At 72.7% G+C, this 11,915-nt stretch carries 9 protein-coding genes and 1 riboswitch; of the genes, 2 read left to right on the top strand and 7 right to left on the bottom strand.

The genetic code is table 11. The features are described 5' to 3' along the window. Nucleotides 1-130: 130 nt before the first annotated feature. Nucleotides 131-261, bottom strand: a riboswitch (FMN riboswitch). Nucleotides 262-430: 169 nt separating this feature from the next. Beyond that, on the bottom strand, nt 431-1,678 hold the full coding sequence (locus ACWCSV_RS13435; protein WP_451141626.1) for an ROK family transcriptional regulator: 1,248 nt from the start codon (nt 1,676-1,678) through the stop codon (nt 431-433). A 137-nt stretch (nt 1,679-1,815) separates the two neighbouring features. On the opposite strand from ACWCSV_RS13435, the gene ACWCSV_RS13430 reads away from it, so the two are divergent. Further along, nucleotides 1,816-3,051 (top strand): MFS transporter, encoded by a 1,236-nt coding sequence (locus ACWCSV_RS13430; RefSeq protein WP_451141624.1) that lies wholly within the window; start codon nt 1,816-1,818, stop codon nt 3,049-3,051. 24 nt (nt 3,052-3,075) lie between these two features. On the opposite strand, the gene ACWCSV_RS13425 is transcribed toward ACWCSV_RS13430, so the two are convergent. Both ACWCSV_RS13425 and ACWCSV_RS13420 read right to left on the bottom strand, forming a co-directional pair. Continuing rightward, entirely contained in the window at nt 3,076-4,209 is a 1,134-nt protein-coding gene (locus ACWCSV_RS13425; RefSeq protein WP_451141622.1) for a DNA glycosylase AlkZ-like family protein, read from the bottom strand. A 132-nt stretch (nt 4,210-4,341) separates the two neighbouring features. Further along, nucleotides 4,342-5,721, bottom strand: coding sequence for a uracil-xanthine permease family protein (locus ACWCSV_RS13420; protein ID WP_451141620.1), 1,380 nt, complete (start codon nt 5,719-5,721; stop codon nt 4,342-4,344). Nucleotides 5,722-6,186: 465 nt separating this feature from the next. On the opposite strand from ACWCSV_RS13420, the gene ACWCSV_RS13415 reads away from it, so the two are divergent. Beyond that, nucleotides 6,187-6,915 carry a DUF5995 family protein gene (locus ACWCSV_RS13415; RefSeq protein ID WP_451141618.1) on the top strand — a complete coding sequence of 243 codons (729 nt, stop codon included), beginning with the start codon at nt 6,187-6,189 and terminating at the stop codon, nt 6,913-6,915. Between the two features lie 123 nt (nt 6,916-7,038). Here ACWCSV_RS13415 and ACWCSV_RS13410 read toward each other — a convergent pair whose 3' ends face one another. The 4 genes from ACWCSV_RS13410 to ACWCSV_RS13395 all read right to left on the bottom strand — a co-directional run bounded on the left by ACWCSV_RS13410 (nt 7,039) and on the right by ACWCSV_RS13395 (nt 11,883). Next, entirely contained in the window at nt 7,039-8,730 is a 1,692-nt protein-coding gene (locus ACWCSV_RS13410; protein ID WP_451141616.1) for a flavin monoamine oxidase family protein, read from the bottom strand. A gap of 90 nt (nt 8,731-8,820) precedes the next feature. Further along, the gene (locus tag ACWCSV_RS13405) at nt 8,821-9,627 is read right to left on the bottom strand and encodes a carbon-nitrogen hydrolase family protein (RefSeq protein ID WP_451141614.1); all 807 of its coding nucleotides are present in this window, start codon (nt 9,625-9,627) and stop codon (nt 8,821-8,823) included. Nucleotides 9,628-9,857: 230 nt separating this feature from the next. Next, the gene (locus ACWCSV_RS13400) at nt 9,858-10,316 is read right to left on the bottom strand and encodes an Lrp/AsnC family transcriptional regulator (protein WP_327174670.1); all 459 of its coding nucleotides are present in this window, start codon (nt 10,314-10,316) and stop codon (nt 9,858-9,860) included. A 109-nt stretch (nt 10,317-10,425) separates the two neighbouring features. Continuing rightward, nucleotides 10,426-11,883, bottom strand: a complete 1,458-nt coding sequence (locus tag ACWCSV_RS13395) for an aldehyde dehydrogenase family protein (RefSeq protein ID WP_451141612.1) — start codon at nt 11,881-11,883, stop codon at nt 10,426-10,428. Nucleotides 11,884-11,915: the final 32 nt, after the last annotated feature.

Below are 11,915 nucleotides of genomic sequence, written 5' to 3'. Positions count from 1 at the left end.
GGGCCTGTCGATGACGACAGATGAAGCGGTACGCAACGGGGATGGCGCCTGGACCGCGAAGACCGAACGCGTTGCCCGGAGTGCTCCGGAACACGCGTCCGCCCACGGCGGCGTACCCGATGACGGACCGCCGCGCACTGCCTCCCATCCGGACTTTCACCGTCGGTCCAGGAATCTCACCTGGTCAACCGGCCGCTGGATGCGGACGGGTCGCGGACTATAACCGCCGGTTCGGAATTACACCGACCCCGGAGTGCGCTGCTGCTGGTACCCCAACAGTCTGCCACGACTTGCGTCCGGCCATCAGGGGGGTAGCTGTGCGGTGGCTCACAGTGCACGTTCCGTGAGGAGCACGGCCGTCCGGTACGGGGTGCTTCGGGGACACGGGGTCCGGTACGCGCCGCGCCGGAGCGCCGCCGGGCAGCGCGGGTCAGGAGCCCGCCGGGGCGAAGAGCGCGTCCTGGGCCGCTTCCCGGGCGGTGAAGAGCGCGCCGCGCAGGATCGCCGTGCCGCCCAGTTCGCCCGCCCGGACCTCGGTGCGCAGCGGTGACAACAAGGCCAGCCGCTGCTCGACGAGGGCCGCGAGTCCGGCGCCCCCGGCGTGGCCCACCTCGCCGGCGAGCACCAGGCAGCCGGGGTCGAGGACCGAGACGACGGTGGCCGCGCCGAGGGCGATCCGGTGGGCGAGGTCGCCGAGGAACGCCTCGCCGCCCGCCGCTCCGGCGAGCGCGTTCCGGACGTACGCGGCGGCGGCGTACCCCTGCTCGGGGCCGGACGCCGCGCACCGCGGTTCCGTGCCGTCCGCGCCTTCAGTGCCGTCCTCGTCGGGGCGGGGCCCCGGGGGCTCCATGCCGCGGGAGGCGGCGAGGGCGCAGATGGCCTCCGAGCCCACGAGCGAGTGGAACCCGCCTTCGCAGGTGGCGGCCGAGAGCGTGCCGACCGCGCCGGGGACGGGCATGAAGCCGATCTCCCCCGCGCCGCCGGAGGCCCCCCGGCGCAGGGCACCGTCGAGCATGAGCGCGGCGCCGACGGCGTGGCCGAGCCAGAAGAGGGCGAAGGTCGGCCGGTCGCGGGCGGCTCCGACGCGGTGTTCGGCGACGGCGGCGAGGTTGGTCTCGTTCTCCACGAGGACCCTGGCGGGCAGCCTCCGCTGGAGGGAGGTCACCAGCTCCCGGTGCCAGGCGGGCAGCCCGATGGTGACCCGGAGTTCGCCGGTGGCGGGGTCGATCAGCCCGGGGGCCCCGATGCCGACGCTGTGCAGCGGGGCGTCGCCCGCCGCGCGGGCGGTGCGTTCCAGCAGGGCGACGGCCCGCTCGACGGCGGGCCCGGTGCCGGTGTCACTGCCGATGGGCACGCTGGCCTCGGCGAGCGTCCTGCCGAGCAGGTCGGCGACGATCACGGAGACACTGCCGGTGCGGACGTCGAGCGCCGCGAGGTGGGCGCGGTCCGCGACGATCCCGTACAACCGGGCGTTCGGGCCCCGGCGTTCGGCGCCGGCTTCGCCGACGACCTCGATGAGACCGGCTTCCTGCAGCCGTTCGACCAGGTCGGCGACGGTCGGACGGGAGAGCCCGGTCGACGACTTGAGCTGGGTGGCCGTCAAGGGGCCGTCCTGCTGGAGGAGACGCAGGGCGAGCCGGTCGTTGATGGCCCGGGCGGTGCTCGGTGAGGCGGGCATGCCGGAATCCTTCCAGATCACCTCGGTGCACGCGGACGCGGGCTTTTTATCAGGCAAGGTTCCTGATAGTTTACCGCTCGATCCTGGCACAGGAGCACCGGCCGCTCTGCGGGCGCCAATGGGGAGGGAACCTCGCGATGTCATCGGACTCGACCACCACAGCCTTCGGCACCGCGCAGGTGAAACGCGCCAGATACGCGATCGCCGCGGTGTTCACCGTGCACGGCGCGGTCACCGGCAGCTTCGCCACCCGGGTCCCCTGGATCCAGGACCACGCCGGAGCCAGCGCGGGACAGCTGGGCCTAGCCCTGGCCTTTCCGGCGATCGGCGCCTCGCTGGCGATGCCGCTGGCCGGCCGGATCAGCCACCGGTTCGGCGCCCGGAACGCCCTGCGCGGGCTGCTCGCCCTGTGGACGCTGGCGCTGATCCTGCCCGCGCTCTCCCCCAACCTGGTGACGCTCTGCGCGGCCCTCTTCGTCTACGGCGCGTCGGCCGGCATGTCCGACGTGGCCATGAACGCGCTGGGCGTGGAGGTGGAGAACCGCCTGAACCGGTCGATCATGTCCGGCCTGCACGGCATGTGGAGCGCCGGCGCCCTGATCGGCTCGGCGGCGGGCACGGTGGCGGCCCACGTCGGCGCCGACGCGCGCCTCCACCACACCCTGGCCGCGCTCGCCCTGACCGTGCTGGGCCTCGTCGCCTGCCAGGGCGTACTGGACCTGCGCAGTGAGCCGGACGAGGAGCCGCCGCCGCGCTTCACCCTGCCGCCCCGGTCGGCGCTGGTGATCGGCGCGATCGGATTCTGCGCCGTCTTCGCCGAGGGCGCCAGCATGGACTGGTCGGCCGTCTACCTGCGGGACGTCATCGACACGTCGGCGGGGCTCGCGGCGGCCTCCACCACGGCGTTCGCGCTGACGATGACGGTGGCGCGCATCGCCGGGGACCGCATCGTGGACCGGTTCGGAGCCGTCCGTTCGGTACGGGCCGGCGGGGTGCTCGCCACGGTGGGCGGGGTCCTGGTGGTCTTCTCCCCCGGCGGCGCCGTGGGTGTCCTGTGCGGCTTCGGGCTGATCGGCCTCGGGGTGGCGGTCGTCGTGCCGCTGGCCTTCGCGGCGGCCGGGCGCAGCGGTCCGAACCCGAGTCAGGCCATCGCCGGTGTCGCCACCATCACCTACACCTCCGGGCTGGTCGCACCGTCCGCGATCGGTTCGCTCGCGGAGGCGACCTCGCTGGTCGTCTCGTTCGGCCTGGTGACGGTGCTCGCCTTCGGCCTGGTGCTCGGAGCCGGGGTCCTGCGGGGCGCCGAGCGCAAGGTCGCCGACGGGGTCCCCGCGCCGGCCGGCGCGGTGGCGAAGAGCCCGTCCGAGGGCTGAACGGCCGGCTGACCACGGGGTACGTCAGGCGAGGTGCAGGCGGGCCTCGTCGGCGCCCCGCGCCGCGGCCACCGCCGCGGCCTCCTCCTCCAGGGCCCGGCGGACCGGGGCGGCGAGCGGGCCGAACGGGGTGACGGTGATCCCGACCGCGCGCCCGGCTGCCCTGGCCCGCCAGGTACCGGCGGGTTCGGCGCCCACCAGCAGCACGCCCACCCCGCCGATCGCCCGCCAGATCTCCTTGCGGCGGGCCTCGTCGGGGACCAGGAGCTCCCGGTCGCGGCCCTGGAGGAACGGGTCGCCGGGCGGCAGCAGCCGTACCGTGTTCCCGGGATCCGGCGCGGGCGTCCCGGCGTCCGGGCCGGCGAGCCAGGCCGTACGCCCTCCGGCCCCCTCGCCGGTCACCTCCACCTCCACCAGGCCTCCGGGCCAGACCGCCCGGACGACCGGGGTGCGCACACCGAGGTACTTCGCGGCCTCGGCGGGGCCGGCCGGACCGTGCAGGTGCAGATAGGCACGGACCAGGGCGTCGGTACCGTGCGCGGTCTCCGGGAGCGCGAACCCCGGCTCCAGCGGCGAGAGCGTCGTACCGCCCCCGGAGGTGACGCGTACCGCTCCGAAGAGGCCGGCCTGCTGGAAGAGGAGGCCGGAGATGTGCCGGGCCCCGCAGGTGGCGCAGTCGAAGGTGAGCGAGGGGTCCACCAGCGCGCTCACCTCCGTGCTGACCACCCCCTTGGGCTTCGGCACGGTCACCACCGACCTGAACGCCTCGGCGGTGGTCCGGAAGGCGCGCAGCCCGAGCTTCGCACCCTCCTTGATGACCGTCGTACGGATACGGGCCCCGGCGTCGGCGTCGTCCAGCGGCCAGAGCGCCTCGGCCAGCGCGGGGAGGGCGTCCGGCCGGTGCAGGTGCGGGGCGCCACGGAACGTCCAGACCCGCTCCAGCCCTTCGGGCGGGACCCCGCGCGCGGCGAGCGCGAGCCGCGCCGAACCGGCCGGGGTGTCCTGCACGCCGAGCACACCCAGCTCGCCGAGGTCCGGCGTACCGGAGGAGCGGTCGAGTCCGTGGGCGGCGAAGCGGTGGGCGAGGACCTGCGCCCGGTCCATCCTGACGGCGGGCGCGGGCCGCCCGGTGGCCGGCGATCCGCTCGCGTCCTTCATGGCCGCGCCCCTCTTCTCGTGGTGGGCCCGTCATCGCCCGGTGCGAGCCCGCCCGCAGTGCTCCGGACACATCCGCGGGACCCGATCCGTCTCAGGTGAGCCCGGTGAGCCGGCCCGCGCGATGACGTGTGTTCACCCGGGCTCACCCCGGTCGTACCCCGGGTTCTCCGGCTCCCGCAGGGGCGGTTCGCCGGTCATGTGGGCCGGCGCCAGGGCCCGCAGGGCGTGGTACCCGAGGACCACGACCAGGGTCCCCAGGGCGATGCCGCTCAACTCGAAGTTGTCGGTGAAGGTCAGGCTGACGTTGCCGATGCCGATGATGACGCCGGCCGCCACCGGCACGAGGTGCAGCGGGTTGGCGAGGTCGACGCCGGAGCGGACCCAGATCTGGGCGCCCAGCAGGCCGATCATGCCGTAGAGGATGACGGTGATGCCGCCGAGGACCCCGCCGGGGATCGCCGCGACGAAGGCGCCGAACTTGGGGCAGAGCCCGAAGAGGATCGCGAACCCGGCCGCGCACCAGTAGGCGGCGGTGGAGTAGACGCGGGTGGCGGCCATCACCCCGATGTTCTCCGCGTACGTGGTGGTCGCGGGACCGCCCACGGAGGTCGCGACCATGGTGGCCGCGCCGTCCGCCATGATCGCCGTGCCGAGCTGGTCGTCCAGCGGGTCGCCGGTCATCTCACCGACGGCCTTGACGTGTCCCGCGTTCTCCGCGATGAGGGCGATGACCACGGGCAGGGCGACGAGGACCGCCGATCCGGAGAAGCTCGGGGCGTGGAAGTCCGGCAGGCCGACCCAGCTAGCGTGGCCGACCCCGGACAGGTCGAGGCGCCAGTGGTCCACGGCCTCGGTGCCGCCGGCCGGGGAGTGGATGCGGCCGAAGACCCGGTCGAGGACCCAGGAGAGGAGGTAGCCGAAGGCCAGCCCGAGGAAGATCGCGATGCGGGACCAGAAGCCGCGCAGGACGACCAGGGCGAACCCGGTGAAGGCCATGGTGGCCAGCGCGGCCCACTGGTCCTGCGGCCAGTAGGTGCCGGCCGTCACCGGGGCGAGGTTGAAACCGATGAGCATGACGACCGCGCCGGTGACCACCGGCGGCAGCACCATGTGGATGATCCGCGCGCCGAGTGCCCGTACCACCGCTCCGCAGAGGAAGAGCACGGCTCCGACGACCAGCAGCGCGCCGGTGAGGGTCGAGGCGTCTCCGCCCTGCGTCGCGATCACGGCGGCGACGCCGACGAACGACAGGCTGCTCCCCAGGTAGCTGGGGATGCGGCCCCGCGTGACGAGCAGGAACAGGATGGTGGCGACGCCGGACGCCATGACGGCGAGGTTGGCGTCCAGGCCCATCAGAACCGGCGCGACGAAGCACGCGCCGATCATGGAGACCACGTGCTGGGCTCCGAGCCCGACGGTCCTGCCCCAGGTCAGCCGCTCGCCGGGCTTGACGACCTCCCCCGGCAGCAGATGCTTCCCGTCACCGTGCAGCTTCCAGCCGAAGCCCGCCATGATCACCCCTCAGCTCGTGTCACACCTCCGGAGAGGCACCGGCGCGGGCAGTGCCGCACGCCCTTCGCCCGCCGGCGTTCCCGGTCGGGGCAGCACGAACGCACCCCGCGGAACCATGACCGGAAAAGTACCTTTGTAGCCCAAATTCGGCCGAGTCGCCAAAACGTTCATCCTCGCATACGAGTGACCGGCCTGCGGAAACCCCCTCCTGACGGTGCGTCGGAGGAACCCCGACGGGCGGTCTCGGCGCGGGCCGCCCGCACCCGTGGGGCAAGGCGGCCGGCACGGCGTTCCGTACGCGCGGCGGCCCCGGCCCTGCCCGGGGAACCTCCCTGTGGGCTCCGGGACTTCGCGGACGCGGTCCGGCACTCCACACCGTCCTTCCGGGGCACCGGGGTTCGTCCGATCCGATGAACTCCGGCCCGGTCGGCGCCGCGTCGGGAGTACGGCTGGGACGCTGCTGCCATGGCGCAGTTGGAGCAGATCGCGGACAAGGCACCGCCCGGCCCGGCCCCGGCCGCGGAGACGGCACCCACCAGCATCGCGGACGTGATCGGACGCATGCGCGCCCTGGGGGCGCTGTGCCCCGAGGGGGACGGCGTAGGGGTCTTCAACGCCGTGTACCTGGCGGTCACCGAGGCCATCGGCGGGGAGCTCGACGCGGGCGGCCTCCCCGGCCGCGCGGCCACCTCGGTGCTGGACGTCCGGTTCGCCGGGCATTACCTGACCGCGATCGGCACCGCCGAGCGGGGCGGCCTCGCGCCGGAGTGCTGGCGCCCTCTCCTCCAGTTCCGGCGCCATCCGGGCGTACGCCCGATTCAGTTCGCCCTGGCGGGCATCAACGCGCACATCGGCCACGACCTCGCACTGGCGGTGGTGGACACCTGCCGTACGCTCGGCTGCGCCCCGCCGGACCTGGAGGATGAGTTCGAGCGCGTGGGCGACCTCCTCGTCACTCTGGAGGAGCGCGTCCGGGAGGAGCTGATGCCCGGACCGGATCTGCTGGAGATCGCCGACCCGCTGACCCATCTGCTGACGTCCTGGAGCCTCCAGCGGGCCCGGGACGGCGCCTGGTCGACGGCGAAGGTGCTCTGGGGGCTGCGGGCGGTCCCGCCGCTCGCCGAGGAGTTCAGCCGGCGCACGGACGCGACGGCCGGCCTGGTGGGCCGCTTCCTGCTGACGCCCTGCCGCTGAGGACTGCCGCTGAGGACTGCCGCTGAGGACTGCCCGGACGGGCGGCAGCCGCCCTGAACCGCGGCCCGTACCCGCCGCCCGGTCCGGCCCGGTCGGGGCCGCTCCAGGAGGCGGGTACGGGACTCAGTCCTCCGGCAGTTCCACCGGGGCGATCTCGTCGAAGAGGTCGCCGGGACCCGGGTTGGCCGGGTCGGTGGAGCCGCCGAACTGGGTCATCACGCCCCAGACGGCGTTCAGCGCGGTCTGCACCGCGCCCTCCGCCCAGCCGGCCGTCCAGGAGATGTCGTCGCCGGCCAGGAAGATCCCCCGCTTGTCGGCGGGCAGCCGGTCCTGCATGAAGTGGGTGAACAGCCGCCGCTGGTAGCGGTAGTGGCCGGGCAGGTTCGCCTTGAACGCACCCATGAAATAGGGCTCGTTCTCCCAGGAGACGGTCACCGGGTTGCCGATGACGTGCTTGCGGATGTCGACGTTCGGGTAGATCTCGCCGAGCGACTTCAGCATGACGTCCATGCGCTCGTTCGGGGAGAGCGGCAGCCACTTCAGGCTGTCGTCGCACCAGGTGTACGAGAGGCAGATGACGGCCGGCCTGCCGGGCCCGTCGTCCAGCAGGTACGTGCCCCGGGTCATCCGGTCGGTCAGCGTCATCGACATGGTGTCGCGGCCGGTGGTCTCGTCCTTGTCCAGCCAGAACGGGCGGTCGACCGGGACGAACAGCTTGGACGACTCCATGTAGTGGGTGCGCTCCATCGCCGTCCAGTGGTCGATGGGGAAGAGCTCGTCGTCGCAGGCGATCTTGGAGAGCAGCAGCCAGGACTGCCCGGTGAAGACGACGGCGCGATAGGTGCGGATGTCGCCGTCCGCGTCGGTGACCGTGACACGGTTGCCCGCGGTGCGGTCGAGCCGGGTGACGGCGGGCCGGGGGGCGCCGCCGTGCAGGGAGGAGAGCGAGGTGCCGAGTGGCCAGTGGACCATCTTCACCGGTTCGCGGTCCCACAGGCGCGACGGCAGCTGCTGGCTGCCTCCGACGATCCCCCGGTGGTGGTCGTCGGCCTCGGTGTAGACGACCCGCAGGATCTCCAGGATGGAGTTGGGGAAGTCGGTGTCCCAGCCCCCGGTGCCGAAGCCGACCTGGCCGAAGATCTCGCGGTGGCGGAAGGACTTGAAGGCGTCCGAGGCGCACAGGAAGCCGTAGAAGGTCTGGTTGTCGAGCTGTTCGACCAGCCGGGCCCAGATCTGGCGGATGCGCGGCACGTCCCGTTCGCGCAGGGCCCGGTTCATGTCGGAGAAGTCGGCGCCCTCCTCCAGGCAGGTGTTCCAGGCGTCCATCACGTCGCGGTAGACCTGGGGCAGGTCGTCGATGGTGCGCGCGTAGTGCGACTCGCCCTTGAGATCCACGACGGTCGAGGGGGTCGTCGGGGAGAGCGGGTTGGGGAACGGCCGGGTCTCCAGGCCGGCCAGGTCGATGTAGTGCTGGAGCGCGGTGGAGGAGGGCGGGAACCGCATCGCGCCCATCTCGGCGGTGAGCGACGGGTCGCAGCCGTCGAAGCCCACGGTGCGCAGCCGGCCGCCGATCCGGTCGGCCTCGTAGAGGACGGGGCGCAGGCCCATCTTCATCAGCTCGTAGGCGGTGATGATGCCGGAGAGGCCGCCGCCGATGACCGCGACCTCCTGCCCGTGCTCGGTGGCGGGGATCTGGCCGAGTCCCGCGGGGTGGGCGAGGAAGTCGTCGTACGCGTACGGGAAGTCCGGGCCGAACATGGTGATCGGCGGAGCGGTGTCGGCGTGCGGGACGGCGTTGGGCACCGTGGACGTCATGGGGTACGGACTCCTAGCGGGGACGAGCGGGAGAGACGAAGGGGCGGGAGGGCCCTTTGCGCGGGACGGGCCCCCGCGCGGAGCAGGCCCTCACACGGGGCGGGCGAGCGGGCCGTACAGCTCCGGGCGACGGTCGGTGAGGTACGGGTTGTCGGCGCGCGAGGCGGCGAGCAGGGCGGGGTCCACGTCGCCGGTCACGAGCTCCTCGCCGCGTCCGGCCCGGGTGCGCACCGCGCCGTCGGGGCCGGCCAGGCAGCTCAGCCCGACGAACTCGAACCCGCCTTCCGCGCCGGTCCTGTTGACATAGGCGATGTACATCTGGCTCTCGAAGGCGCGCACCGGCACGACGGCCTCCGCGACGAACTGGAAGGGGTGCATCTGCGCGGTGGGCACGAGCAGCAGGTCGGTGCCGCCGAGGGCGTGGGCCCGTACGTTCTCCGGGAACTCGACGTCGTAGCAGACCAGCAACCCGACACGGAGGCCGTCGAGTTCGGCCTGGACGACGGCCCGCTCCCCGGGGGTGAACCAGGTGTGCTCGTACGCGCCGAAGAGGTGGGTCTTGCGGTAGTGGGCGAGGGGCCTGCCGTCGGGGCCGATGAGCTGGGTGGCGTTGTGGATCAGCTCTCCCGCGCGCTCCGGGTAGCCGTACAGGACGGCGATCCCGTGCCGGGCGGCGAGGGCGGCGACGGCCCGGGCGCCGGGGCCGTCGGCGGGTTCGGCCAGGCGGGGCACGGCGTCGCCGAGGGCGTAGCCGGTGAGGTACAGCTCGGAGGTCACCAGCAGCCGGGCCCCGTCGGCGGCGGCGCGTGCGGTGGCCGCGTCGAGGGCTTCGAGATTCGCCGTCACGTCTCCGGGGGTGCCGGAGCTCTGGAACAGGGCGGTACGCAACGACGGCATGGCTGACCTCGGGCGGGGCGGCGGGGGACGTATCCGAAGGTACGTTTCGCGCACACCCCCGACAAGGCGCGAGCGTTGCGCACCGACCGTCGATCCGTTGCGTCCACAAGCCCTTGCGCGGCGATTCGTTGCGTGCGACGTCGTCGCAGGTCAGGAAGGTGATCCAGGTCTCAGCCGGGGGCCGGTACGGACCTGGCCCGCGTCAGTCGGCCCGCAGGAGGGGCCGGGTCTCACTCGGCGGGCGGGCCGGACACGTACCGGCGGACCAGCGGGGAGAGCACCAGGACCGATTTCGTCCGCTCCACGTAGGGCTCGCTCGCGATGCGTTCGAGTACCTGCTCGAAGTGGCGCATGTCCGCCGCGAAGACCTGGACGACGGCGTCCGCCTCGCCGGTGACGGTGGAGGCGGACGCGATCTCGGGGTAGCGCGAGAGCCCGCTCCTGATCGCTTCGGGAGAGGTGTTGCGGCTGCAGAAGATCTCGATGAACCCCTCGGTCTCCCAGCCCAGCGCGGAGGGATCGACCCGCACCGTGAACGCCGTGATGGCCCCCTGGTCGCGGAGCCGGTCGACACGGCGCTTCACGGCGGGTGCGGACAGGCCGACGAGGGCGCCGATGTCGGCGTAGGAGCGTCGGGCGTCTTCGGCGAGGGCGTGGACGATGCGTTCGTCGAGGTCGTTCAGGCGCACGTCGGGCGGTTCACTTCTCTGCGAGGGGCTGCGGCGGGGGCGGCGGTTGCCGCCCCCGCAGTAGACCACGGGCGTCCCCGGGGTCTCTCGAGCCGATCCCGCGAAACGGTCAGAAGGGGAACTGCGTGCGGCCCCGCTGGATCGAGATCCACTTCTGGGTGGTGAAGGAGTCGATCGTCGACTCGCCGTTGAGGCGGCCGAGGCCCGAGTTCTTCACGCCGCCGAACGGGACGATGGGCTCGTCGTTCACGGTGCCGTCGTTGATGTGGATCATGCCGGTGTGGATGCGCTGCCCGACGCGCACTCCGCGCTCGATGTCCCCGGTGTGCACGGCGCCGCTCAGGCCGTACGGGGTGTCGTTGGCGATCCGCACGGCCTCGTCCTCGCCGTCGAAGGGCACGATCAGCGCGACCGGGCCGAAGATCTCCTGCTGGAGCACGGGCGAGTCGGCGGAGAGGCCGGTGAGCACGGACGGGCCGACCAGGTTGCCGTCCGTGGAGCCCCGCAGCAGCGCGGTGGCGCCGCCGGCGACGGTCTGCTCGACCAGCTTGGTGACGGCCTCGGCCTGCGTGGAGTTGATCAGCGGGCCGATCTGGGTGGCCGGGTCGGCCGGGTCGCCGACGGTCAGGGAGGCGACCTTGGCGACGAACTTCTCGGTGAACTCGGCCTCGACGGAACGGTCGACCAGGATGCGGTTGGCGGCCATGCAGACCTGGCCCTGGTGGACGAAGCGGCTGAAGACCGCGGCGTCGACGGCGTAGTCGATGTCGGCGTCGTCCAGGACGATGAGCGCGCTGTTGCCACCGAGCTCCAGGACGACCCGCTTGAGGTGGGCGGCGCCGACGGTCGCCACGTGCCGGCCGACCTTGTCCGAGCCGGTGAAGGAGATCACCTGCGGGACCGGGTGCTCCAGCAGGGCGTCGCCGATCTCGGCGATGTCGGTGACGACGACGTTCAGCAGGCCGGCGGGGAGACCCGCGTCCTCGAAGATCTTGGCGATGAGCGTGCCGCCGACGATCGGGGTGTTCTGGTGGGGCTTGAGGACGACCGCGTTGCCGAGGGCGAGCGCCGGGGCGACCGACTTCAGGGAGAGCAGGAAGGGGAAGTTGAACGGGCTGATGACGCCCACCACGCCGACCGGCTCCCGGTAGACGCGGTTCTCCTTGCCCTCGACCGGCGAGGGCAGCAGCTGGCCGGTGGGGCGCAGCGCGATCTGGACGGACTCGCGGAGGAACTCCTTGGCGAGGTGGAGCTCGAAGGCGGCCTTGAGGCGGGTGCCGCCGAGCTCGGCGACGATCGCGTCACCGATCTCGGGCTCGCGCTCCTCCACGATCCGCAGCGCCTTCTCCAGGACCCCGCGCCGGGTGTACGCGTTGGTCTCGGCCCACGTCCGCTGGGCACGCTCGGCGGCGCGGTAGGCCTGGTCCACCTCATCGGCCGTGGCGACCGGGATGGAAGCGAGCTTCTCCCCGTCGAACGGGTTGAAGTCGATGATGTCCCAGGAGCCCTTGCCGGGCCGCCACTCGCCGTCGATGTACTGATGGGCCAGGTCAGTGAAGAAGGACATGAGATCCCTTACCGCAGAGTGGGCGGGTGACT

It is taken from the genome of Streptomyces sp. NPDC001770 (assembly GCF_053596135.1).
The sequence above is the reverse complement of the archived record's forward strand: the minus strand, read 5'-3'. Positions and strand labels throughout refer to the sequence as shown.